Origin of the sequence: Streptomyces prunicolor NBRC 13075 (genome assembly GCF_000367365.1) — a bacterium.
GTDB lineage: Bacteria > Actinomycetota > Actinomycetes > Streptomycetales > Streptomycetaceae > Streptomyces > Streptomyces prunicolor.
This window is the reverse complement of record NZ_BARF01000015.1, coordinates 19987-44719: the sequence shown is the minus strand read 5'-3', so window position 1 is coordinate 44719 and position 24733 is coordinate 19987. Positions and strand designations below refer to the sequence as shown.

Below are 24733 nucleotides of genomic sequence, written 5' to 3'. Positions count from 1 at the left end.
GGCAGCCCGCGTGATCTTGCTCGTGTGGTGGAAATGTAAAGATCGTACGGTGGGAATGTGCACTCATGTCCCGCTCGTCACGTCACTTCCAAGAAAACTGTCGCCTCCCGTTGAACACTCGACCACCCGCCCGCGTACCTCTCCCTGAGCGACCGACTGGGGGAACCCCCGGACACCGGAGGTGGGCGTGCGCAAGGATTCCGTCGTGGCCAATGAACACGCACCGAGGGCCCGACATCGCATGTCCCAGTCCTCGGAACCTGATGAGGAGCTGATGCGTGCCCTGTACCGAGAGCACGCCGGACCCTTGCTCGCCTATGTGTTGCGGCTCGTCGCCGGGGACCGGCAACGTGCCGAGGACGTGGTGCAGGAGACGCTCATCCGGGCCTGGAAGAACGCCGGCCAGCTCAACCGGGCGACCGGATCGGTACGACCCTGGCTTGTGACGGTGGCACGGCGCATCGTCATCGACGGTCACCGCAGCCGGCAGGCCCGGCCGCAGGAGGTGGACCCGTCGCCGCTGGAGGTCATCCCCGCGGAGGACGAGATCGACAAGGCGTTGTGGCTGATGACACTGTCGGACGCGCTGGACGACCTGACCCCGGCCCACCGGGAGGTGCTCGTCGAGACGTACTTCAAGGGGCGTACCGTCAATGAGGCGGCCGAGACGCTTGGCATCCCCAGTGGCACGGTGCGCTCAAGGGTGTTCTACGCCCTTCGATCGATGAAACTTGCTCTGGAGGAGCGGGGGGTGACGGCATGAGTATTTACGGGGGATACGGAACGGGTAGTCCAGGTTCCATGCAGGGATCTCAGGGCTCGAACGAACACGAGACCGTCGGCGCCTACGCCCTCGGGATTCTCGACGACGCCGAAGCAACCGCTTTCGAGGCCCATCTCGCCACCTGTGAATGGTGCGCCCAGCAGCTCGACGAGCTGGCCGGGATGGAACCGATGCTGGCGGCGCTCGCGGATCTGCCGGGCACCGGCACCCCGGCGATCGCCGAGTCCCTGGCCGCGAAACCCAGTCCCCGGCTGGTGGAGCGGCTGGTCGACGACGTCGGCGACCGTCGGGCCCTGAAGCGTCGCCGCAGTTTCTACATGATCGCCGCCGCGGCGGCCCTGATCATCGCGGGACCGCTGGCCGTCATCGCGGCCAACGGCGGCGACAGTTCGGGCCAGAAGGGCGCTGTGGCAGCGTCCCCCGCCAAGACCACCTTCGACACTTTGTCCGACAAGGTCACGGCGACGGACGCGAGCACCAAGGTGACCGCGACCGTGGCGATGTCCAAGAAGGACTGGGGCACCCTCGGGGTCGTCGAGCTCAAGAACGTCAAGGGCCCGCTGAAGTGCTCCTTGATCGCCGTAGGCAAGAACGGCGAACGCGAGACCATGAGCTCCTGGTCGGTCCCGGCCTGGGGTTACGGCATCGCGAACGCCACCAAGGCCGAGGCCAAGAACCCGCTCTACGCCCAGGGCGGCGCGGCCTTCACGCCGAACGAGATCGACCACTTCGAGGTCATGACCTTCGACGGCAAGAAGCTCGTGGCGGTCGACGCGTAAAGCACCGAACAACTGGCCGGTTGTGGTGTGTGGGGTCCGGAACGCGGCAGGTGCGCGTGCCGGGCCCCGCGTCTTTGTCAAGATCCACCGGGCACGCCCCTCGCTACAGAGCCTTTCTTTCGCGTACGGTTGACGGCTGCCCAGCACGTCAGAAGGGGGCCCGGTGGCCGCACAGGCTCAACAGGAGACCGCGCTCGACACGGTGTCCGACAAATCCGCCCAGGATTCACTACGGGACCGGGAGATCAGCGTCGAACAGGCACACCTGGACCGGGTGTACCGGCGGCTCGAAGAGAAGATCCACGAGGCCGAGTTCCTCATGAACGACGCGGCCAAACGCGGCCAGGTCGGCACGCCCGGCGCGCTCGCCGAACGGGACGCACAGGTGTTCCGCGCCGGTATCCACCTCAACCGGCTCAACAACGAGTTCGAGGACTTTCTCTTCGGCAGGATCGACCTCCTGCTCGGGAAGGACGGCCAGAAGGGGCCCGACGGCGCCTACACCGCCGTAGAACCGGCTGAAGGTGCTGTCCGGGACGACCAGACCGCCGACATCGCCGAGACCCTGCACATCGGCCGTATCGGAGTCCTCGACTCCGAGTACGCGCCCCTCGTCATCGACTGGCGGGCGCCCGCCGCCGCGCCCTTCTACCGGTCCACGCCGGTCGACCCGGGACGTGTCGTACGGCGTCGCGTCATCCGGTCCAAGGGGCGGCGGGTGCTCGGGGTCGAGGACGACCTGATGCGGCCGGAGTTGACCGCCTTCCTCGAAGGCGAGCAGCTCGCCGTCATCGGCGACGGCGCCCTCATGGCCGCGCTCGGCCAGGCCCGCAGCCACACCATGCGCGACATCGTGGCGTCCATCCAGGCCGAGCAGGACCTGGTGATCCGCGCCCCCGCCGCCTCGGTGACCTACGTCGAGGGCGGCCCGGGGACCGGCAAGACGGCCGTCGCCCTGCACCGCGCCGCCTACCTGCTCTACCAGGACCGGCGCCGGTACGCGGGCGGCATCCTCATCGTCTCGCCCACCCCGCTGCTGGTCGCGTACACCGAGGGCGTCCTGCCGTCCCTCGGCGAGGAGGGCCAGGTCGCCATCCGGGCCATCGGTTCGCTCGTCGACGGCGCCGAGGCCACCCTGTACGACTCCCCGGCCGTGGCCCGCGCGAAGGGTTCGTACCGGATGCTCGCGGTGCTGCGGAAGGCCGCGCGCGGGGCCCTGGAGCTGAGCGACGCGCCGAACCGGCTGCGGGTCGTCGCCTTCGGGCGGCGGCTCGAACTGGAGGCCGCCGACCTGGAGCGCGTCCGGCAGAGCGCGCTCAGCGGTACGGCCCCGGTCAACATGCTGCGTCCGCGCGCCCGCAAGCTCCTCCTGGATGCCCTGTGGGAGCGCTCCGGCTCGGCAGGCCGGCACACGGACCCCGAGCTGGCCGCCGAACTGCGCTCGTCCTTCGACGAGGACATCGCGAGCGAGGACGACTTCATCGCGTTCCTCGACGCCTGGTGGCCCGAACTCACCCCGCGCGCCGTCCTGGCGTCCATGTCCGACGAGCGCAAGCTCGGCCGCTGGGCCCGGCGCATCCTCAACCCCGGCGAGGTCCGCAGGGTCGCCCGCGCCCTGAAGCGCGAGGGCCTCTCGGTCCACGACGTCGCCATCCTCGACGAACTCCAGGCGATCCTCGGCACCCCGGCCCGCCCCCGCAAGCGGCGCGACCTGGACCCGCTGGACCAGCTCACCGGCCTCGAAGAGCTGATGCCGACGCGCGAGGAGTCGCAGCGCGAACGGTCCGAGCGGCTCGCCCAGGAGCGCGTCGAGTACGCGCACGTCATCGTCGACGAGGCCCAGGACCTCACCCCGATGCAGTGGCGCATGGTCGGCCGCCGCGGTCGGCACGCCACCTGGACGGTCGTAGGAGATCCGGCCCAGTCCTCCTGGTCCGACCCCGACGAGGCCGCCGAGGCCCGCGACGAGGCCCTCGGCTCCCGCCCCCGCCGCCGCTTCACCCTCACGGTCAACTACCGCAACCCGGCCGAGATCGCGGAACTGGCGGCGAAGGTCCTGGCCCTGGCGATGCCCGGCTCCGAGTCCCCGTCGGCGGTCCGCTCAACGGGCGTCAAGCCGCACTTCGCCGTCGTACGGAACTCGCTGTCGGAGTCCGTCCGCGCGGAGGCCGCCCAGCTGCTCGACCGTGTCGACGGCACCGTCGGCGTGGTCGTCGCCATGAACCGCCGCGAGGAGGCCCGCCGTTGGCTCACCGGCCTCGGGGACCGGGTCGTGGCCCTCGGCAGCCTGGAGGCCAAGGGGCTCGAATACGACGCGACGGTCGTCGTCTCGCCCGCGGAGATCGCCGACGAGTCGCCCGCCGGGCTCCGTGTCCTGTACGTCGCTCTCACCCGCGCGACCCAGCAGCTCACGGTCGTATCCGCCGAGCGGGACGAGCCGGACGCGAACGGGGTGCCGGATCTGCTCCGCGACTGAGGGGATCGATCGCGGGTCCGACCGAGGGGTGCTTTCGACGAACTCTCGGGATGGGAATGGTCTTACGGGATCTGTTTGTTAGCCTGGATGTGACACCGGCCCGATCCAAGCCCCCGGGCCCAACCTTCGTCGCTTAGAGCGACCACTTGCCGCGAGGCGAGCATGGCGGGTCGGTGTCATTGCTTGTCAGAGAGGTCCCCGTCACGGGAAAAGTGACGGGGACCTCTTTTTCTTGCGAACAAAACGTTCGCAATCGGGGGCGGCTAACGCCTACCCGGTAGTAGGTGCGACCATCGGAACGCGTACTCAGCTCAACGGTGAAAGCAGAGGAAGTCGGCCATGGCTACGGCGCCCAGCGTCTCCTACTCGATCACGGTCCGTCTGGAGGTGCCCGCCAGCGGAACGGCGGTATCCCAGATCACCACGGCCGTGGAGTCCCACGGAGGCTCGGTGACCGGCCTCGACGTGACCGCCTCCGGCCACGAGAAGCTCCGCATCGACGTCACCATCGCGGCGTCCTCGACGGCCCACGCCGACGAGATCGTCCAGCAGCTGCGCGGCATCGAGGGCGTCACCCTGGGCAAGGTCTCGGACCGTACGTTCCTCATGCACCTCGGCGGCAAGATCGAGATGCAGTCCAAGCACCCGATCCGCAACCGTGACGACCTCTCCATGATCTACACCCCGGGCGTGGCCCGCGTGTGCATGGCGATCGCGGAGAACCCCGAGGACGCGCGCCGCCTCACCATCAAGCGCAACTCCGTCGCGGTCGTGACGGACGGTTCGGCCGTGCTGGGCCTCGGCAACATCGGCCCGATGGCCGCGCTGCCGGTCATGGAGGGCAAGGCGGCCCTGTTCAAGCGGTTCGCCGGCATCGACGCCTGGCCGATCTGCCTGGACACCCAGGACACCGACGCGATCGTCGAGATCGTCAAGGCGATCGCCCCGGGCTTCGCCGGCATCAACCTGGAGGACATCTCCGCACCGCGCTGCTTCGAGATCGAGGCCCGGCTGCGCGAGGCCCTCGACATCCCCGTCTTCCACGACGACCAGCACGGCACCGCGATCGTCGTCCTCGCCGCGTTGACGAACGCGCTGCGGGTCGCCGGCAAGGGCATCGGTGACATCCGGGTCGTCATGTCCGGCGCGGGCGCGGCCGGTACGGCCATCCTCAAGCTGCTCATCGCCGCCGGCGTAAAGAACGCGGTCGTCGCCGACATCCACGGCGTCGTGCACGCCGGCCGCGAGGACCTGGTCGACGCCAAGCCCGACTCGCCGCTGCGCTGGATCGCCGACAACACCAACCCCGACGCCCTCACGGGCACCCTGAAGGAGGCCGTGCGCGGCGCCGACGTCTTCGTGGGCGTCTCCGCCCCGAACGTCCTCGACGGCGACGACGTGGCCGCGATGGCCGAGGGTGCGATCGTGTTCGCGCTCGCGAACCCGGACCCCGAGGTCGACCCGACGATCGCCCGTCAGACGGCCGCAGTTGTGGCCACGGGCCGCTCGGACTTCCCGAACCAGATCAACAACGTGCTGGTCTTCCCGGGTGTCTTCCGCGGTCTGCTGGACGCGCAGTCCCGCACCGTCAACACGGAGATGATGCTCGCCGCGGCGAGCGCACTCGCGAACGTGGTGACCGAGGACGAGCTGAACGCGAACTACATCATCCCCAGCGTCTTCAACGACAAGGTCGCCGGAGCGGTCGCGGGCGCGGTGCGCGACGCGGCGAAGGCGGCGGGAGCGGCGGCGGCCTCGACGGCGCCCTCCGCGTCGTAGAACCCCTCGAACGGCGGGTGTGCGGCGGGTGTGCGGCGGTTGTGAGGATCGCCACGGCCGAGCGCACACCGGCGCGTCGCGGAACCCGGGGCCTTCGGCGGCCGTTTATCGTGGCGGCCAGGTTTCGGGCCTTCCAGGCCCGGCCCTCGCTGCCGGGAGCCGACGGAGCGTCACCACGCAGAGGGCGTGGCGCTCTTCGTGTGACTCCCAAGGGTGTTCTCGCGACTCCTACGGGTGCCGGATTGGCTTTCCCGCCGCAGGTAGGGGCAGGATGCGTCTTCGGGCGCGAGGGTCTGGACGACGGACCCGGGTCCGGGGACTCACCGAGGACCCTGGCAGCATCGGCTTCACCGTGCCCGATATGCGGCTCCGCCGCGTGGCACGCCTCAAACGGCAAGAAGAACACGGGAGTAACAACATGAACCGCAGTGAGCTGGTGGCCGCGCTGGCCGACCGTGCCGAGGTGACCCGCAAGGACGCCGACGCCGTTCTGGCCGCGTTCGCCGAGACCGTCGGCGAGATCGTCTCCAAGGGCGACGAGAAGGTCACGATCCCCGGCTTCCTGACCTTCGAGCGCACCCACCGTGCCGCTCGCACCGCGCGCAACCCGCAGACCGGCGACCCGATCAACATCCCCGCCGGTTACAGCGTCAAGGTGTCCGCGGGCTCGAAGCTCAAGGAAGCCGCCAAGGGCAAGTAGGCCCTCGCGTACGCGACGGGATTGCGTACGAGGCAGTAACGCGAATGGGGCGGCCACCCGGTCAGGGTGGCCGCCCCATCGTCGTAGGAGCGCTTCTTCTCTACGGCTATCCGATTCTCTACGGCTATCCGAGCGCCTTGCCCGGGAGTTCGACCTTCGCGCCGAGCTCCATGAGCTTCTCCATGAAGTTCTCGTAGCCGCGGTTGATGAGGTCGATGCCGTGGACGCGGGACGTGCCCTGGGCCGCCAGGGCCGCGATGAGGTACGAGAAGCCGCCGCGGAGGTCGGGGATGACCAGGTCGGCGCCCTGGAGGCGGGTCGGGCCCGAGACGACCGCCGAGTGCAGGAAGTTGCGCTGGCCGAAGCGGCAGTGCGAGCCGCCGAGGCACTCGCGGTAGAGCTGGATGTGTGCGCCCATCTGGTTGAGCGCGGAGGTGAAGCCGAGCCGGGACTCGTAGACCGTCTCGTGGACGATGGAGAGGCCCGTCGCCTGCGTGAGGGCGACGACGAGCGGCTGCTGCCAGTCCGTCTGGAAGCCCGGGTGCACGTCCGTTTCGAGCGCGATGGACTTCAACTGGCCGCCGGGGTGCCAGAAGCGGATGCCCTCGTCGTCGATCGCGAAGGCACCGCCCACCTTCCGGTAGGTGTTGAGGAACGTCATCATCGAGCGCTGCTGCGCGCCCTTGACGTAGATGTTGCCCTCGGTCGCCAGCGCCGCCGACGCCCAGGACGCGGCCTCCAGGCGGTCCGGGAGGGCCGCGTGGGTGTAGCCGCCGAGCGAGTCCACACCGGTGATGCGGATCGTGCGGTCGGTGTCCATGGCGATGATCGCGCCCATCTTCTGCAGTACGCAGATGAGGTCCTCGATCTCCGGTTCCACGGCCGCGTTGGCGAGTTCGGTGACGCCCTCCGCCAACACCGCCGTCAGCAGCACCTGTTCGGTCGCGCCGACGGACGGGTACGGCAGCTGGATCTTTGTGCCGCGCAGCCGCTGCGGGGCCTCCAGGTACTGGCCGTCCGCCCGCTTCTCGATCTTCGCGCCGAACTGCCGCAGCACCTCGAAGTGGAAGTCGATCGGCCGGCCGCCGATGTCGCAGCCGCCGAGCCCCGGGATGAACGCGTGCCCGAGCCGGTGAAGGAGCGGACCGCAGAACAGGATCGGGATGCGCGACGAGCCCGCGTGGGCATCGATGTCGGCGACGTTGGCGCTCTCGACGTGCGACGGATCGAGTACCAGCTCGCCCGGCTCCTCACCCGGACGGACCGTCACCCCGTGCAGTTGCAGGAGTCCGCGTACGACACGAACGTCTCGGATGTCCGGTACGTTGCGCAGTCGACTTGGCTCACTGCCCAGCAGGGCGGCGACCATGGCCTTGGGTACGAGGTTCTTCGCACCGCGGACACGGATCTCGCCCTCGAGCGGGGTTCCGCCGTGGACAAGCAGTACGTCGTCTGAGCCGTTGACGGTCATGAATCTCGCGTTCCGTGGAGTTGGGCAGGGGCCGAAGAGACAGAGTAATCGCCGCCCACCCCCCTCCTGTAAGCCCGAGGACCGCTCAGCCACGTCATAGCTGTGTCACAACACGAACCGTTCCCAATCGGGCACATGGGGTCACAGGGCGGGGGCGTGCGCGGAGGACGCTTCGGTGCGCCCTGAGCTGCATGCACTCTGGTACCCGCATTGCGTCCCCCATCACGGGGAAGATGCGGGATCATGTCAGGCATGACCGAGGTGTCCTCGCTCACAGGGCGGTTGCTCGTGGCAACACCCGCCCTGGCGGACCCGAACTTCGACCGCGCGGTGGTGCTCCTTCTCGACCACGACGAGGAGGGCTCCCTCGGTGTCGTCCTCAACCGGCCGACCCCGGTGGACGTCGGCGACATCCTGGAGGGCTGGGCGGATCTCGCCGGTGAACCGGGCGTCGTCTTCCAGGGCGGGCCGGTGCAGTTGGACTCGGCCCTCGGTGTCGCCGTCATCCCGGGCGGCGCGGCCGGCGAGCGCGCCCCGCTCGGCTGGCGGCGCGTGCACGGCGCGATCGGACTCGTCGACCTGGAGGCCCCGCCGGAGCTGCTCGCCTCGGCGCTCGGCTCGCTGCGGATCTTCGCCGGGTACGCGGGCTGGGGGCCCGGGCAACTGGAGGACGAACTGGTCGAGGGCGCCTGGTACGTCGTCGAGTCGGAGCCCGGTGACGTGTCCTCGCCGTCGCCGGAGAGACTCTGGCGCGAGGTGCTGCGCCGCCAGCGCAGCGAGCTGGCGATGGTGGCGACGTATCCGGACGACCCCTCGCTGAACTGATCCCCGTACTGAACGACCCTTCGCGGAACTGATGCCGGTGGGCTTCAGTACCCTTGGCACTATGAGCACTCTTGAGCCCGAGCGCGGGACTGGTACGGGGACCCTCGTAGAGCCGACGCCCCAGGTGTCGCACGGCGACGGGGACCATGAGCGCTTCGCCCATTACGTCCAGAAGGACAAGATCATGGCGAGCGCCCTCGACGGCACTCCCGTGGTGGCGTTGTGCGGGAAGGTCTGGGTGCCTGGCCGCGACCCGAAGAAGTACCCGGTGTGTCCCATGTGCAAGGAGATCTACGAGTCCATGGGCTCGGGTGGCGACGGGGACAAGGGCAAGGGCGGCGGCGACAAGTAGCCGTTCGGGCGGTCTGACTTCCCAAGGATCGCCGGTCTGACTTCGTAAGGCCCTCGGGGCGCGCTTCGGCGCGCCCCGAGGGCCTTTTGCATGTTTCGACGGCTTTTCGGCGGGCTTTCGCGTGTCACGAAGTGGTTGAGACCTCTTGTGGCCGCGTTCATCTACTCCTTAATCTCCGTGGTGTTGTGCAGAGCGAAACGCCCATTGCATATGTTGCAACGCACGCCCGGATTCCCGGAGGAACGCTCCATGAAGCTCGCCCCCAGATTCGCCGTACTCCTGGCGGCCGCCGCTGTCGCCGCCGGCTGCGCGCCCCAGACCTCCGACAACTCGTCCTCCGACAAGGACGACAAGAGCGGCACCCTGAGGGTGTGGCTCTTCCAGGAGGTCGGCAACGACCCGAAGGCGAAGGTCGTCGACTCCGTGGTCACCGCCTTCGAGAAGGCCCACAAGGGCACCAAGGTGGACGTCGAGTACATCCCGATCGACACCCGCGCCCAGCGCGTCAAGGCCGCCTTCAACGACCCGAAGTCCGCGCCCGACGTCATGGAGTACGGCAACACCGACACGGCCGGCTATGTGAAGGACGGCGGACTCCTCGACGTCACCAAGGAGTTCGGCGCGTGGAGTGAGGCCAAGGACACCGACCCGACCGCGAAGCAGTCCGTCACGGTCGACGGCAAGACGTACGGCTCCCCGTTCTACGTCGGCGTCCGCGCCCTGTACTACCGCACCGACGTCTTCAAGGACCTCGGCCTCCAACCCCCCAAGTCCATGGCCGAGTTGGCAGCCACCGCCCGGAAGATCCACAAGGCGAAGTCCGACCTCTACGGTCTTGTCGTCGGCGGCGCCTACACGTACGGCGCGATGCCCTTCGTGTGGGCCAACGGTGGTGAACTCGCCACCGCCAAGGGGGGCTCGGGGGGCTCGTACACCTCCGCGATCGACAGTGCCGCCGCGCAGAAGGGCATCAAGGCCTACACCTCGCTCTTCACGAGCGACAACTGTCCCGCCGCCAAGTGCGCGGTGATGGGCGGCAACGACACGATCACCGCGTTCGCCGCCGGCAAGGCGGGGATGGCGATCGGGGGCGACTTCAGCCACACGGCTGTCGAGGCGGGCAAGGTCAAGGGCAAGTACGCGGTCGTACCCTTGCCGGGGGTCGCGTCCGGGTCGGTCGCTCCCGCGTTCGCCGGGGGCAACAACATCGGTGTCCTGAAGAGCACGTCGCACCGCACGCTCGCGGTCGACCTCATGGAGCAACTCACCTCGAAGGCGACGCAGGCGTCCATGTTCGACGCGATGGGGTTCCTGCCCACGTTCACCGATGTGCGGGGTGCGGCTGCGGCGAAGGTGCCGTTCGAGAAGCCGTTCGTTCAGACCTTGGCTGCGGGGACGAAGTTCGTGCCTGCGTCGCCCGGTTGGTCGGAGATCGATTCTTCGCTGGTGCTGCCGACGATGCTGCAGGAGGTCATCAGCGGGAAGAAGAGTGTGGCTGCGGCTTCTGGGGACGCGGCGAAGAAGATGAACTCCGCGTTTAGCTCCGCGGGTTGACCGGTGGCGCCTAATAGCTCGGTTGTTGCGGATCGTGGGCGGGTGCGGGGCCGTCGTGGCTGGTCGCGCAGTTCCCCGCGCCCCTTGGGAGATGGGGGTGCGCCTTGGTTGTATCTTGCCCCGGCTCTTGTCGTCCTTGGTGGGTTGCTCGTCTACCCCATCTATCAGCTTGGGTTGATCTCGTTCTTCCAGTACACGCAGGCGCAGGTCAGTGGTGGGGAACCGACGACCTTCAAGGGGTTCGGGAACTACTCGGAGTTGTTCTCCGACAGCCAGTTCTGGCAGGTGCTGCTGTCGACCGTGTTGTTCGCGGGCGCCTGTGTCGTCTCGACGCTCGCCGTCGGGTGTGCGCTGGCCGTGCTGCTCACCCGGGTGCGGGCGCTGCCCCGACTCGTCCTGATGTTGGCCGCGTTGGGGGCCTGGGCCACGCCTGCCGTCACCGGGTCGACCGTCTGGTTGTTGTTGTTCGATCCGGACTTCGGGCCGGTGAACCGGATTCTCGGGCTCGGGGATCACTCCTGGACGTACGGGCGGCTGAGCGCGTTCTTCCTCGTGCTGCTCGAAGTGGTGTGGTGTTCCTTCCCGTTCGTGATGGTGACGGTCTACGCCGGGATCCGTGCCGTGCCCTCCGAGGTGCTGGAGGCCGCCGCGCTGGACGGGGCCTCGCAGTGGCGGATCTGGCGGTCCGTGTTGACGCCGATGCTGCGGCCGATCCTGACCGTCGTGACCATTCAGTCCGTCATCTGGGACTTCAAGGTCTTCACCCAGATCTACGTCATGACCAACGGCGGCGGCATCGCGGGCCAGAACCTCGTCCTGAACGTGTACGCCTACCAACAGGCGTTCGCGTCCTCGAAGTACAGCCTCGGCTCGGCGATCGGTGTCGTCATGCTGCTGATGCTGCTCGCCGTCACGCTGGTCTATCTGCGCCTGCTGCGCAGGCAGGGGGAGGAGCTGTGAGTCTGCTTCGCGGTCTTGGCGGCTTTGTACGACGGCCCCGGCGGCCCTGGCGGCTCGCTGCCGAGGCCTCCGCGCTGCTGATCGCGGTCGTCGTCGCCTTCCCCCTCTATTGGATGGTGCTCAGCGCCTTCAAACCGGCCGGGGAGATCGAGTCGAGCGAGCCTCGGCCGTGGACGCTCGCGCCCTCTCTCGACTCGTTCCGGCGGGTGTTCGGGCAGCAGGAATTCGGCCGTTACTTCGTCAACAGCCTTGTCGTGGCGGGCTCGGTGGTCATCGTCTCGGCGCTGATCGCCTTTCTCGCCGCGACGGCGGTGACGCGATTCCGGTTCCGCTTCCGGACCACCCTCCTGATCATGTTCCTGGTGGCCCAGATGGTGCCCGTGGAAGCACTGACGATCCCGCTGTTCTTCACCATGCGGGGGCTCGGGCTGCTGAACACGCTGGGGTCGCTGATCCTGCCTCAGATCGCGTTCTCGCTGCCGTTCGCGATCTGGATGCTGCGGGGGTTCGTGAAAGCCGTACCGGACGCGCTGGAGGAGGCCGCGTACATCGACGGGGCGAGCCGGTCGCGATTCCTGTGGCAGATCCTTTTCCCGCTCGTCTTCCCGGGGTTGGTCGCCACGAGCGTGTTTTCCTTCATCTCGGCCTGGAACGACTTCCTCTTCGCCAAGTCCTTCATCATCAGCGACACTTCCCAGTCGACCCTGCCGATGGCCCTCCTTGTCTTCTACAAGCCGGACGATCCTGACTGGGGCGGGGTCATGGCGGCCTCCACGGTGATGACGATTCCGGTGCTGGTGTTCTTCGTACTCGTACAGCGACGTCTGGTCTCGGGGCTGGGCGGAGCGGTTAAGGACTGACGTGACCGACGTGACTTCAGAGACGGAACTGATTCCGGCGCCCACCGCCGTCACCGACCCCGGCCGCTGCGGTTTCCCGTTCGAGACGGACACCGGCTTGTGGGGCGAGCCCGGCACCGAGGGCACGCAACGCTGGCTGCGGTCCACGCTCGGCGCCGCCCTCGGACTGCCGCTGCCGCCGGGCGAGGAGGGCGCCCGCAACACGGTCGCGCTGCGCCTCGACGACACCCTGGCACCGGAGGCGTACCGCCTGGAGGTGGTCGCCACCTGGGGTGTCGTGATCACGGGCGGCAGCCCGGCCGGCGTGTTCTGGGGCGCCCAGACGCTGCGTCAACTCCTCGGCCCCGCCGCCTTCCGGCGCGCTCCCGTCCGCCCCGACATGACCTACGGCGTGCCGCACCAGACCATCCACGACGCCCCCCGCTTCGGCTGGCGCGGCCTCATGCTCGACGTGGCCCGGCACTTCATGCCCAAGGAAGGCGTCCTGCGCTACCTGGATCTCATGGCGGCGCACAAACTCAACGTCTTCCACTTCCACTTGACGGACGACCAGGGCTGGCGCGTACAGATCAACCGCTACCCGAAGCTGACCGAGATCGGCTCCTGGCGGGCCCGTACGAAATTCGGCCACCGTGCCTCACCGCTGTGGGACGACAAGCCCCACGGCGGCTACTACACGCAGGACGACATCCGCGAGATCGTCGCCTACGCGGCCGAGCGGCATATCACCGTCGTCCCCGAAATCGACGTACCGGGACACTCGCAGGCAGCCATCGCCGCGTATCCGGAACTAGGCAACACCGACGTCATCACTGCATCGATCAAGGGGGGCAACTCCCTTCCTGTCTGGGACACCTGGGGCATCAACCCGAACGTACTCGCCCCCACTGACAACACCCTGCGCTTCTACGAGGGGGTGTTCGAGGAACTCCTGGAGCTGTTCCCCTCGGAGTTCATTCACGTCGGCGGTGACGAATGCCTCAAGGACCAGTGGAAGCAGTCGCCGACCGCACAGGCACGCATCGCGGAACTCGGGCTCGCGGACGAGGACGAGTTGCAGTCCTGGTTCATCGGACACTTCGACAAGTGGCTCTCCGCGCGCGGGAGAAGGCTCGTCGGGTGGGACGAGATCCTGGAGGGCGGGCTCGCGGACGGGGCGGTCGTGTCGTCCTGGCGTGGATATGAGGGCGGGATCACCGCCGCCCGCGCGGGGCACGACGTCGTCATGTGCCCTGAGCAGTATGTGTACTTGGACTGGCGGCAGGCCCCGGGCGAGGACGAGCCGGTGCCGATCGCCCATGTGCGCACCCTGGAGGACGTCTACCGCTTCGAGCCGGTTCCGGAGCAGCTCAGCGAGGCCGAGGCCCGTCATGTGCTGGGCACGCAGGCCAACGTGTGGACCGAGGTGATGGAGGATCACGCACGCGTGGACTACCAGACGTTCCCCCGGCTCGCGGCGTTCGCCGAGGTCGCCTGGAGCGCTCTTCCGGCGCCCGGGGAACGGGACTTCGCCGACTTCGAGCGCCGGATGACCGCCCATTACGCGCGCCTCGACGCCCTGGGTGTCGCCTACCGTCCGCCCACCGGACCACTGCCGTGGCAACGTCGTCCCGGAGTGCTCGGCCGACCCTTGGACGGCCCGCCCCCGCAGGCGTGAGAACGCGCGGAACCCGTAAGGGGAAAAGCCCCCAAGAGTCCCCGATGAGTGGCAATTTGCGCGTACCGGTGATGCCGTACGAAAACGGACCATCTCCCTGATGAGACGGGCGAATGCCTCCTAGCGGACCCCCGCGCTCGGGTCTTGCGAAGATGTGCCAGAGTTGCCACGTCCGCCCTGTCAGCACGTACCGTACGGCAGCAACAGGTGGGACCAGGTGGGGCAGCGGGAAGGGGCAGCCGGTTTGACCACGCACGCACCGCAGGCGGGGCAGTCCGTCACGCTGCCCACAACGCTGGACGAGGCCGTGGCGGCGCTCACGGCCCTGCCCACGGCCGTTCCCGTGGCCGGCGGCACCGACCTCATGGCGGCCGTCAACTCGGGGCAGCTCAGGCCCAGCGCGCTGGTCGGTCTCGGGCGGATCAGCGAGATCCGCGGGTGGCAGTACCAGGACGGGCACGCGCTGCTCGGCGCGGGCCTCACGCACGCCCGGATGGGCCGCCCGGACTTCGCCGCCCTCATCCCGGCGCTCGCCGCCTCCGCGCGTGCCGCGGGCCCGCCGCAGATCCGCAACGCGGGCACCCTGGGCGGCAACATCGCCTCGGCCGCGCCCACCGGTGACGCGCTGCCCGTACTGGCCGCCCTGGAGGCGACGCTGATCATCGCGGGCCAGGACGGAGCCCGCCGGGAGATCCCGGTGTCGCACCTGCTGGCCGGCGTGGAGATGCTGCGCGGCGGCGAACTCATCGGCTTCGTGCGCGTGCCGCTGCTGCACGCCCCGCAGGTCTTCCTGAAGGCCACCGGCAGGACAGGACCCGGGCGCTCGGTCGCGTCCGTCGCGGTCGTCCTCGACCCCGCCCGGCGCGGGGTCAGGTGCGCCGTCGGAGCCATAGCGCCGATGCCGCTGAGACCGCTGGACGCCGAGCAGTGGGTGGCCCGGCTGATCGACTGGGACAACAGCCGCACGATCGTCCCCGAGGCGCTGAGCGCCTTCGGGGAGTACGTCGCCGCGGCCTGCATCCCCGACCCGGTACCGGCCGAGGACGGCTCCGTGGAACAGCTTCCGCCCGCGGTACTGCACCTGCGGCGCACCGTCGCCGCTCTGGCCCGACGAGCACTCGGGAGGGCGCTGTCGTGACCGACGACCAGCACGGAGAGGGCACCCCTCAGGGCGGCGGACGCTGGGACCCGCTGCCCCAGGGCGACTACGACGACGGCGCCACGGCCTTCGTGAAACTCCCCGAAGGGGGCATCGACGCCCTCCTGGCCGCCCCGGGGCACGGCTATGTGCCGCCGTCCATAGAGGCCGCCCCGGACGCCGACCCGTCGTCGACGGGGTCCTGGGCGGTGCCCGCCGAGGGCGTCCAGTGGCCCGACCCGAACGCCGTACCGCACCAGGGGACGGCCGGGGGCGACCAGTTCTCGTACCGCCCCGGGGGAACCGGTCAGTGGACCTTCCAGGACACCAACGCCCCGGACGGGGGCGGCGCTTCAGGTCGTGACGTGACCGGGGAGTGGTCGATCCCCGTCGCCGGCGGCGATCTCCCGGACGAATCGGGCGAGTTCACCACCTCGGCCCTGGTCGAGCAGTGGGGCGGCACCCCTCCGGCCACCCTGCCCGGCGGCGCGCCCGCGCCCTGGGCGACGGACGGCGCGGGCCAGAACTGGGCACAGCAGGCGTCCGGCGCGGATGTCGCGGAGCGGCCCGGGACCCGCACGGACGGGCACGGCATGGAACACCCTGCCGACCGGTCCGGGACGGGCGCGACCGGCGAGGTGTCGGCGCAGGCCGCCACCCGGCCGCCCGCCGAAGCGACCCGGCAGCCGTACGGCGAACCCGGCGACCCGTACGCGCACACCCGTTCCGAAGCCCCGGGCGACCCCTACGGCGACGCGCGCGCCGACCGCCACGACGACACCGCAGCCGAACTCGCCGTGGACGACGCACAGTCGGCTCATGGGAGCGGCGCGGCGGGCGACGACGGCGAAGGGCCCGCGGAGGGCGCCGAGGGGCCCGCTGAGACGTCCGCGGCGGTCGATGCGGTCGAGGGTGCCGACGACGCCCCGGAGGCCGCTGAGGCGCCCGTGACGGCCGCCGAACCCGACGCGCCGGACGAGGCCGCCGAACCGGCCCCGAAGATCCCCGGCGAGGAACACCCGCTCGCCTCCTACGTGTTGCGCGTCAACGGCGCCGACCGGCCCGTCACCGACGCCTGGATCGGCGAGTCGCTGCTCTACGTGCTGCGCGAACGCCTCGGCCTCGCGGGCGCCAAGGACGGCTGCTCGCAGGGCGAGTGCGGAGCCTGCAACGTCCAGGTCGACGGACGGCTCGTCGCCTCCTGCCTGGTGCCCGCCGTCACCGCCGCCGGCTCCGAGGTCCGTACGGTCGAGGGTCTCGCCGTCGAGGGGCAGCCCTCGGACGTGCAGCGGGCGCTCGCCAAGTGCGGTGCCGTGCAGTGCGGTTTCTGCGTGCCCGGCATGGCGATGACCGTGCACGACCTCCTGGAGGGCAACCCCGCGCCCACCGAACTGGAGGCACGCCAGGCCCTGTGCGGCAACCTGTGCCGCTGCTCCGGCTACCGGGGTGTCCTGGACGCCGTACAGGAAGTCGTCGCCGAGCGTGAGGCGCACGCCGCTGCCGCCGAACCTGAGTCGGACGGCGACGAGGCGCGTATTCCCCACCAGGCGGGTCCCGGGGGCGGTGGCGTCCACCAGTCGGCGTTCGAGTCCCCGCGCACGCAGGACCAGGTCTACGGCCAGGACGGAGGTCAGGCGTGAGCAACGAAGCCGCCACCGCGACCACGGAGGCCGCGCCCGCCGCGGAGCATCCGGGCCACGGCCTGGGCGCCTCGCTCCCGGCCGCCGACGCCCGCGCGAAGACCGAGGGCACCTTCCCGTACGCGGCCGACCTGTGGGCCGAGGGCCTGCTCTGGGCGGCCGTCCTGCGCTCACCGCACCCGCACGCGCGCATCGTGTCCGTCGACACGTCCCACGCGCGGGACATGCCCGGCGTACGGGCCGTCATCACCCACGAGGACGTGCCGGGCCGGGACAGTTACGGCCGGGGCACGGCCGACCGCCCGGTGTTCGCCTCCGAGGTCGTACGCCACCACGGGGAGCCCATCGCCGCGGTCGCCGCCGACCACCCGGACACCGCGCGGATGGCCGCCGCCGCCATCATGGTCGAGTACGAAGTACTCGACCCGGTGACCGACCCCGAGCAGGCCTTCGAGGCCGAGCCGCTGCACCCCGACGGCAACCTGATCCGGCACATCCCGCTGCGCCACGGCGACCCGGACGCGGTCGCCGACATCGTCGTGGAGGGCCTGTACCGCATCGGCCGCCAGGACCCCGCCCCCATCGGCGCCGAGGCCGGTCTCGCCGTGCCCCGCCCCGACGGCGGCGTCGAGCTGTACATCGCCTCCACGGACCCGCACAACGACCGCGACACGGCCGCCGCCTGCTTCGGCCTGGACTCCGACCGCGTGAAGGTCGTCGTCACCGGCGTCCCCGGGGCCACCGCCGACCGCGAGGACCAGGGCTTCCAACTCCCGCTCGGACTGCTCGCGTTGAAGACCGGCTGCCCGGTCAAACTCACCGCCACGCGCGAGGAGTCCTTCCTCGGCCACACCCACCGCCACCCCACGCTCCTGCGCTACCGCCACCACGCCGACGAGGACGGCCGGCTGGTCAAGGTCGAGGCCCAGGTGCTGCTCGACGCGGGCGCCTACGCCGACACCTCCTCGGAGGCCCTGGCCGCCGCGGTCTCCTTCGCCTGCGGCCCGTACGTCGTCCCGAACGCCTTCATCGAGGGCTGGGCCGTCCGCACCAACAACCCGCCCTCCGGACACGTTCGGGGCGAGGGCGCCATGCAGGTCTGCGCCGCCTACGAGGCGCAGATGGACAAGCTCGCCAAGAAGCTCGCCATGGACCCGGCTGAGCTGCGCCTGCGCAACGCCATGGCCACCGGTGACGTCCTCCCGACCGGCCAGACGGTGACCTGCCCGGCGCCGGTCGCCGAACTCCTGCAGGCCGTACGGGACTTCCCGCTGCCGCAGCTCCCCAAGGACACCCCCGAGGACGAGTGGCTGCTGCCCGGCGGCCCCGAGGGCGCGGGCGAACCGGGCGCGGTGCGCCGGGGCGTCGGCTACGGCCTCGGCATGGTGCACATGCTCGGTGCCGAGGGCGCCGACGAGGTCTCCACGGCCACCGTGAAGGTCCACGACGGCATCGCGACCGTGCTGTGCGCGGCCGTCGAGACCGGCCAGGGTTTCACCACGCTCGCCCGGCAGATCGTCCAGGAGACCCTCGGCATCGACGAGGTGCACGTCGCCCCCGTAGACACCGATCAGCCCCCCGCAGGCCCTGGTTGCCGCGGACGTCATACCTGGGTATCAGGCGGCGCGGTCGAACGCGCCGCGAAAATGGTCCGCACCCAGCTACTCCAGCCCCTGGCGCACAAGTTCGGGATGTCGACCGAGCTGCTCCAGATCACCGACGGCAAGATCACCTCCTACGACGGCGTCCTCTCGACGACCGTCACCGAGGCCCTGGACGGCAAGGAACTCTGGGCCACCGCCCAGTGCCGCCCGCACCCGACCGAGCCCCTGGACGAGGCGGGCCAGGGCGACGCCTTCGTAGGGCTCGCCTTCTGCGCGATCCGCGCGGTCGTCGACGTGGACATCGAGCTGGGCTCGGTCCGCGTCGTCGAACTCGCCCTCGCCCAGGACGTCGGCCGCATCCTGAACCCGACCCAACTGGTCGCCCGCATCGAGGGCGGGGTAACCCAGGGCGTCGGCATCGCACTCACCGAGAACCTGCGCACCGCGCGCGGGTTGATCCGCCACCCCGACCTCACCGGCTACGCCCTGCCCACCGCCCTGGACACCCCCGACATCAAGATCGTGAAACTCGTCGAGGAACGTGACGTGGTCGCCCCCTTCGGGGCGAAGGCGGTCAGCGCGGTACCCGTGGTCACCTCCCCGGCGGCGATCGCGTCCGCCGTACGCGCCGCGACGGGCCGCCCGGTGAACCGGCTGCCGATCCGCCCGCAGGCGGCGGTGGTGACGAACAGCGGCCCCTACGGCCAGTAGGCGGACGGACGTTGCTGGAGGGCGTCGTCCTCATCACCGGCGTGATGGCCGCGGGCAAGTCCACGGTCGCGCAGGCGCTGGCGGAGAGGCTGCCGAGGGCGGCGCATGTCCGGGGTGACGTCTTCCGGCGGATGGTCGTCTCGGGGCGCGAGGAGTACGTCCCCGGTGCGGGTGGTGAGGGGGAGTCCCAACTCCGGTTGCGGTACCGGCTGTCGGCGGCGACGGCGGACGCGTACGCGGAGGCCGGGTTCACCGCGGTCGTCCAGGACGTGGTGCTGGGCGCGGAGTTGCCGGCATACGTCGACCTGATCCGCACCCGCCCCCTGCACGTGATCGTCCTCGCACCGACCCCGGCGACCGTGACGGCACGGGAGGCCGGCCGGGCGAAGAACGGCTACGGCGCGTGGACGGTCGAGGAGCTGGACGGCGCCCTGCGGACGGAGACCCCGCGCATCGGCCTGTGGCTGGACACCTCCGGGCTGACGGTGGGGGAGACGGTGGACGCGATCGTCGAGGGACGGGAACGTTCGCGGGTGGTTTGAGCGTCTGATGAGGTGAGGACGTTTCGGACGTTTCGCGTCCTCTCGCGCTCTGTGAGGCGTTTTCGCTGGTCAGGGCGATTGTCAGTGGTGCCGCGTAGGGTTTTGGGCAGTGGGGAGACAGCGGGACACCGGTGGCACACGGGGAAGATTCACGCACGGGGGAACGAACAATGAGCAGGACCTACGCCGGTTCTACGGCGACCACGACCACGATGACGACCACGTCCACGATCACCTTGACCGAGGACGACCTCGATCCGTACATCACGCACGCGTCGACGCGCCGCTGGCTGACGGGACCCGGACTGCCGGGTGACAGCGGCCTGTTGACGTTCGAGGAGCTGCGCAGGGAGGGCCTGCGGACGGTCGCGGACTCGCTGGGCGACCCCGGCCCATTGGCGCGGGAGCTCCGGGATCAGCTGGTGATAGGTGCGCTCCGGGGACCCGGCGGCGCGGAGGCGGAGTCGATCCTGCTGGACGGCGAGACGGGTGAGATCGCGACGACGTACTTCTTCCACGACCGCCCTGACCTGATGGAGACCGGCCCGCTGGCCCCGTCGATCGAGACGCTGGCCCGCTTCACGACGACGACGGACGAACTGACGGGCCTGCGCGGCCAGTTCGCGTCCTACGAGGGCCGGCACGGCACGAAGACGGCGGCGGAGGCCTCCCGCCAGCTCCTCGCGGTGTTCGAGTCGGGGACGGCCGGCGAGGTGCCCCCGTTCTGGAAGGCGGCGGCACTGATCCGCCCGCTGGCGCTGGTCGCCGGCCCGGGCACGACGTCAGGCCTGACGCTGGACATCCCGGCCCGCCTGCTGGACCAGGAGTTCGGTCAGGGCACGGTCGCGCGCTTCGAAGAGGTCGACTTCCCCGCCACCCTCACCCACGAACCGACCCGCCGCTTCCTGCGCGAGACGGGCCTGCCCGAGGACGCGTTCCTCTTCCACCTGGACACGGACGTCCCGCTCCCCACCCTCACCGAGTTCTACGAGGACGAGCCCGCCGAGGAACTCCCGCCCCACGCCGACCAGTTGATCCGCCTCGGCTACCTCCTGGAGGACAACAGCCTGGTGGTGGACGGTGCGACGGGCGAGGTCCTGACCTGGAGCGAGCCGGAAGCGACACTGGCTCCCCTCAACACGGACGTCTCGACCCTCGCCTTCACCCTGTGGCTGCTCCACCGCGAGAAGGCGATCGACGCGGACCTGTCGGGCGAGCTGACGGCAGAGGCGTACGACCAGTTGGCGACGACGATGCTCCAGACGCTGGCGGCGGTGGACCCGACGGGACGGAACACCCAGGGGTCCGGCCGCCACCCGCACTACTGGACGGAGGCGTTCCGGGACGAGGCGGGCGGGGTGCTGTGACGCGCGCGTGGGCGGCCGAGGAATTCGTTCGCGCCGAGTGGGCCGAGCCGTTACGGTCCGCCTGACCGCACCGCGATGAGGGGGACCGCACATGGAGACCAAGCGCACCCGGACCGACCGACTGGGCTTGCTGCTGGAGCAGTTCGACAAGGCCCGGGAGATGGCCGAGGTCCGGCTGACGGGGCTCGGCGACGAGGAGTACCTGTGGGAGCCGGCGCCCGACTGCTGGTCGCTCCGGCGTCGCGGCGAGGCGGTGACACCGAGGGCGTTCGGGCCGGGGGAGTCGGTACTCGACCTGGGCGTGGCGGACATCCCGGCGAGCGAGTACGCGGAGGTGGCCCGCCAGGCCGCCGACGGTATGACGGTTGCCAAGATCGCCGACGACTGGAGCGTGAGCGTCGAGCGGGTCGAGCAGATCCTGGCCCACACGGGCGAGCCGGAACCGGACACGACCTCGATCACGACCATCGCGTGGCGACTGGGGCACCTGCACTTCCAGTTCGCGGGGGCGTGGGAGTGGGCGTTCGGTGAGCGGCGCCAGGATCCGAAGCGGATGGTCGACTTCAGTCCCTCGGCGGCCCTGACTCTCGAACGCTTCTGGCCGGTGATCGACCGCTGGCGCGCAGCCGTGGCCACGGTCACGGAGGACCAGTTGGACGCGATCGGCTTCTCCCAGTACCCGTACGGGTCCGACCCGGACGACCCGTATGCCGCTGTGGTGGCGGGGGCGAACCTGGAGTTCATCCACCACATGGCGGAGATCGCGCTGTTGCGGGATCTGTGGCGGGCGCGGGTTGTGAGCGAGGGCTAAGTCCGAGGCGCCTTGGGGGAGTTCGGGCGTCTTGAGGGAGTTCGACCGAGGGCAGGGAAGGGAAGCACCTCAGGCCTGGGCGAGGGGCTCGGCCGGAACGGTGGCACCGAGTGCGGCGTTCTGCAACGCCGTGATGCGCTCGATCACGAGCCCCGCCAGTACGGCCGCCGCGATCATGAGTGCCTCCTCCACCACCAGGAAGGCCATCGAGCCCGGGGCCACCCGGCTCGCGACCGTGAGCACCAGCCCGTGCCCGACCCAGGCGGCCCACCACGCGTTCACCAGGGTCGTGTCCCGCTTCTCCTCCCAGGACGCGGAGCTCGCGCGTCCGATGGCGAGGATGATCCCGCGAGGAACAATGAGGTTGACCAGCGGAATGAACCACATGCCGATCGTCCGGCCCCGACTAGGCACCGCGGCCCCGGGCATCAACTCCTGGGCGTTGCGCCGGGATTGGGTGAGCCACACGAGGAACAGCACGATCGCGAGAGTCGTCAGATAGACGAAGACCATGGAGATGAGGCCCGACTCGGATGCGTCCGAGCGGTCCACGTACTGATCCCGGACCGCCGCCGCACGGAACACGTCCGCCACAGCGGACACAGCTATCGCCAGCTGCGCGGAACGGACAAGGATCCGGGGAGCTCTGCGGGCGGTACTCGTCATCGACTTCGGCCCGTCTCGGAGGCGGGTGCGGCCGCGGCGGACGCCGGGGCTGAGTGATCATAGGGGTCCGATCGCCGCACGCGCGTACGATTTTCACGTCCTCGGTCCAGGACTTCGGCCGGTCAGCCTGCCGCAGGGCTCTGCGGGTCCTGCGGCACCTGCGCCCGCACGAACCCGTGACTCCGCTCCACCTTGGCCACATGCAGCGTGTAGCTCTCGTACCACTGGGCTCGCCCGCGTTTCTGCGCCACGCGGTGCTCGGCGTCGGTCCGCCACTCCGTGAGGGCGTCGGCGTCGCGGAAGTACCCGACGGTGATGCCCAGCCCGCCCGGAGTCTGGGCGTGGTCCATCCCCAGGTACCCGGGGATGTCCTTCACCAGGTCCTCCATGCGGGCGTTGGTCTCGCTGTAGTCGCTCTGGTCCTGAGTTCGCACCGTGGTGAAGACGGCCACGTAGTAAGGGGGTTCATAGGCCTCGACGGGTGTGACAGGCCCCTCGGAGTGATCGCTCATGGCGCCACGGTAGGGCAGCGGGCGTCCTCAGGTCCTCGGGGTGCCGGGAGCGGCCTCCAGGACAATCAGGAGTGCGGAGGCTTTGGCGCTTGCCCGGGCTCGACTGCGGCGAGGCGGTTGATGTCGGGGTTGTGCAGCACCGTGGGGCCGGCGCCTTTCAGCCGAGTGACGGCGAGCATGGCGTGTCCGACGGCGTCGGTGGTGGTGACATGGCGGGGGAAGGCTCGCCGCAGGAGGGGGTACAGGCTCCCGGTGATGCGGTACAGGACGCGGTAGACCGGGGTGCGGGAGGTGGCGCCGCTGACGGGCTGGATGTAGCCGGGGCGGAACATGTACGCGTGCATCGGCATGGCGAGCAGGTCGTTCTCGGTGCGGCCCTTGACGCGGGCCCACATCTGGCGGCTCCTGCCGGTGCTGTCCGTGCCCTCGCCGGAGACGTAGACGAAGGTCAGCGAGGGGTTCGCGGCGTGCAGGGCACGGGCGGCGGCGAGGGCGTAGTCGTAGGTGACGCGGGTGTACTCCTCCTCACCGCGTCCGAGGGCGGAGACGCCGAGGCAGAAGAAACAGGCGTCCAGGTCCGTCAACTGGTCCTGGACGGCGGTGTAGTCGGTGAAGTCGGTGTGGATGATCTGCCGCAGCTTCGGATGGTCCAGCGGAAGAGGGCTGCGGACGACGACGAGGACCTCGGTGACGGCCTCGTCGAGGAGACAGGCGCGCAGTGCGCCGTGTCCGACCATTCCGGACGCTCCGAAGATGATGACGCGCATGGCTGCTCCCAGGCATGAGAGGGGTGGCTTTGGGCTGGGGGTGGGATTCAGGGAGAAGTGCGGGCGAGCGTGCCGACGGTGAGGGTGGCCAGCGCTTCTCGCAGGGCGATGGCGAAGTCCATCTTCAGCACAGCGAGCGAGGGGTCGGCTTCGTAGGCGGCGAGCATCGCCTGCGACGGGCGGGCGTGGGTCCACACCGCACCGATCACCATGATCATGGACGCGGCCAGCTGCTGAGCGCGATCGCCCAGCTCGGGCAGGTGAACGCGGGCGAGGGCCGTGAGCGCGTCGACGTTGGCGACGGCGGCCCTCTTGTAGCGGGCGGCGACCTCTGGGGAAACGTTGTGCTCCAGCACGCCGGCCTGTGCGCTGAGCAGGTCGCACAGCATGCGGCGTTCGGCGAGGGAGTCGCCGACCACCGCGGCGAACTGCTCGCCGCGCTCTTCCACCGCGGCCTCCGCGTCGATGCCGGCGGTCAGCAGGTCGGGCAGGTCGGCCATCCACTGCTTCCAGGCGTGGTCCAGCAGCTCCAGCAGAACCGCCTCGCGGGACTCGAAATACCGCAGCACGTTCGACTTGGCGAGCCCGACGCGACGGCTCAGCTCGTTGAGGCTCACCGCGCTCACCGGCATCTCGTCGAGCATGGCGGCGGCCGTGTCGAGGATCGCCCGCCGCCTGATCTCCCGCTGCTCCTCGCTGCGCGCACGCTGGAAAGTATTCATGCCCACATATTACAGACTCCCGGTCTTTTGGCATCAGACCGCCGGTGCCTTAAGTT

The 24733-nt window shown here is 69.8% G+C and carries 22 protein-coding genes; 17 read left to right on the top strand and 5 right to left on the bottom strand.

Annotation, left to right across the window (positions count from 1 at the left end; translation table 11 throughout):
• Window positions 1-241: 241 nt before the first annotated feature.
• The 5 genes from SPR02S_RS07865 (at window position 242) to SPR02S_RS07845 (ending at window position 6518) form a co-directional block, all read left to right on the top strand.
• A complete protein-coding gene (locus SPR02S_RS07865) occupies window positions 242-763 on the top strand; it encodes a sigma-70 family RNA polymerase sigma factor (RefSeq protein ID WP_019056398.1) in 522 nt (173 codons plus the stop codon).
• Between the two features lie 38 nt (window positions 764-801).
• Window positions 802-1563: an anti-sigma factor family protein gene (locus tag SPR02S_RS07860; protein ID WP_019056397.1), complete on the top strand. Its 762-nt coding sequence runs from the start codon at window positions 802-804 to the stop codon at window positions 1561-1563.
• A 163-nt stretch (window positions 1564-1726) separates the two neighbouring features.
• Entirely contained in the window at window positions 1727-4039 is a 2313-nt protein-coding gene (locus SPR02S_RS07855; RefSeq protein WP_019056396.1) for a HelD family protein, read from the top strand.
• Between the two features lie 339 nt (window positions 4040-4378).
• Entirely contained in the window at window positions 4379-5818 is a 1440-nt protein-coding gene (locus SPR02S_RS07850; RefSeq protein ID WP_019056395.1) for an NAD-dependent malic enzyme, read from the top strand.
• Between the two features lie 418 nt (window positions 5819-6236).
• On the top strand, window positions 6237-6518 hold the full coding sequence (locus tag SPR02S_RS07845) for an HU family DNA-binding protein (RefSeq protein ID WP_019056394.1): 282 nt from the start codon (window positions 6237-6239) through the stop codon (window positions 6516-6518).
• A gap of 124 nt (window positions 6519-6642) precedes the next feature.
• Here the strand turns inward: SPR02S_RS07845 and murA are convergent, their stop codons facing one another.
• Window positions 6643-7989 carry a UDP-N-acetylglucosamine 1-carboxyvinyltransferase gene (murA, locus tag SPR02S_RS07840; protein WP_019056393.1) on the bottom strand — a complete coding sequence of 449 codons (1347 nt, stop codon included), beginning with the start codon at window positions 7987-7989 and terminating at the stop codon, window positions 6643-6645.
• A gap of 252 nt (window positions 7990-8241) precedes the next feature.
• Between murA and SPR02S_RS07835 the strand changes: the two genes are divergently transcribed.
• The 12 genes from SPR02S_RS07835 (at window position 8242) to SPR02S_RS07780 (ending at window position 22010) form a co-directional block, all read left to right on the top strand.
• Complete coding sequence (locus tag SPR02S_RS07835) at window positions 8242-8814, top strand: YqgE/AlgH family protein (protein WP_019056392.1); 573 nt, start codon at window positions 8242-8244, stop codon at window positions 8812-8814.
• Between the two features lie 61 nt (window positions 8815-8875).
• Complete coding sequence (locus SPR02S_RS07830; protein ID WP_026150330.1) at window positions 8876-9166, top strand: DUF3039 domain-containing protein; 291 nt, start codon at window positions 8876-8878, stop codon at window positions 9164-9166.
• Window positions 9167-9415: 249 nt separating this feature from the next.
• On the top strand, window positions 9416-10720 hold the full coding sequence (locus tag SPR02S_RS07825; RefSeq protein ID WP_019056390.1) for an extracellular solute-binding protein: 1305 nt from the start codon (window positions 9416-9418) through the stop codon (window positions 10718-10720).
• 42 nt (window positions 10721-10762) lie between these two features.
• Entirely contained in the window at window positions 10763-11680 is a 918-nt protein-coding gene (locus SPR02S_RS07820; RefSeq protein WP_245607523.1) for a carbohydrate ABC transporter permease, read from the top strand.
• Entirely contained in the window at window positions 11677-12540 is an 864-nt protein-coding gene (locus SPR02S_RS07815) for a carbohydrate ABC transporter permease (RefSeq protein ID WP_019056388.1), read from the top strand. The genes SPR02S_RS07820 and SPR02S_RS07815 overlap by 4 nt, the downstream gene beginning before the upstream one ends.
• Before the next feature lie 10 nt (window positions 12541-12550).
• The gene (locus tag SPR02S_RS07810; RefSeq protein WP_026150329.1) at window positions 12551-14197 is read left to right on the top strand and encodes a beta-N-acetylhexosaminidase; all 1647 of its coding nucleotides are present in this window, start codon (window positions 12551-12553) and stop codon (window positions 14195-14197) included.
• 244 nt (window positions 14198-14441) lie between these two features.
• Window positions 14442-15335 (top strand): FAD binding domain-containing protein, encoded by an 894-nt coding sequence (locus tag SPR02S_RS07805; protein ID WP_019056386.1) that lies wholly within the window; start codon window positions 14442-14444, stop codon window positions 15333-15335.
• The gene (locus tag SPR02S_RS07800) at window positions 15332-16975 is read left to right on the top strand and encodes a 2Fe-2S iron-sulfur cluster-binding protein (RefSeq protein WP_019056385.1); all 1644 of its coding nucleotides are present in this window, start codon (window positions 15332-15334) and stop codon (window positions 16973-16975) included. The genes SPR02S_RS07805 and SPR02S_RS07800 overlap by 4 nt, the downstream gene beginning before the upstream one ends.
• Window positions 16972-19290: a xanthine dehydrogenase family protein molybdopterin-binding subunit gene (locus SPR02S_RS07795; RefSeq protein WP_019056384.1), complete on the top strand. Its 2319-nt coding sequence runs from the start codon at window positions 16972-16974 to the stop codon at window positions 19288-19290. Before SPR02S_RS07800 ends, SPR02S_RS07795 begins: the two co-directional genes overlap by 4 nt.
• Before the next feature lie 14 nt (window positions 19291-19304).
• A complete protein-coding gene (locus tag SPR02S_RS07790; protein ID WP_026150328.1) occupies window positions 19305-19832 on the top strand; it encodes an AAA family ATPase in 528 nt (175 codons plus the stop codon).
• Between the two features lie 170 nt (window positions 19833-20002).
• The gene (locus SPR02S_RS07785) at window positions 20003-21199 is read left to right on the top strand and encodes an SUKH-4 family immunity protein (RefSeq protein WP_019056382.1); all 1197 of its coding nucleotides are present in this window, start codon (window positions 20003-20005) and stop codon (window positions 21197-21199) included.
• A 91-nt stretch (window positions 21200-21290) separates the two neighbouring features.
• On the top strand, window positions 21291-22010 hold the full coding sequence (locus SPR02S_RS07780; protein WP_019056381.1) for a DinB family protein: 720 nt from the start codon (window positions 21291-21293) through the stop codon (window positions 22008-22010).
• Between the two features lie 69 nt (window positions 22011-22079).
• On the opposite strand, the gene SPR02S_RS07775 is transcribed toward SPR02S_RS07780, so the two are convergent.
• From SPR02S_RS07775 to SPR02S_RS07760, 4 genes are all read right to left on the bottom strand, one after another.
• Complete coding sequence (locus SPR02S_RS07775; RefSeq protein ID WP_026150327.1) at window positions 22080-22676, bottom strand: DUF4328 domain-containing protein; 597 nt, start codon at window positions 22674-22676, stop codon at window positions 22080-22082.
• Between the two features lie 122 nt (window positions 22677-22798).
• Window positions 22799-23188: an antibiotic biosynthesis monooxygenase family protein gene (locus SPR02S_RS07770; protein ID WP_019056379.1), complete on the bottom strand. Its 390-nt coding sequence runs from the start codon at window positions 23186-23188 to the stop codon at window positions 22799-22801.
• 65 nt (window positions 23189-23253) lie between these two features.
• A complete protein-coding gene (locus SPR02S_RS07765) occupies window positions 23254-23955 on the bottom strand; it encodes an NAD-dependent epimerase/dehydratase family protein (RefSeq protein ID WP_019056378.1) in 702 nt (233 codons plus the stop codon).
• Between the two features lie 47 nt (window positions 23956-24002).
• Entirely contained in the window at window positions 24003-24677 is a 675-nt protein-coding gene (locus SPR02S_RS07760; protein ID WP_019056377.1) for a TetR/AcrR family transcriptional regulator, read from the bottom strand.
• Between the last annotated feature and the right edge of the window lie 56 nt (window positions 24678-24733).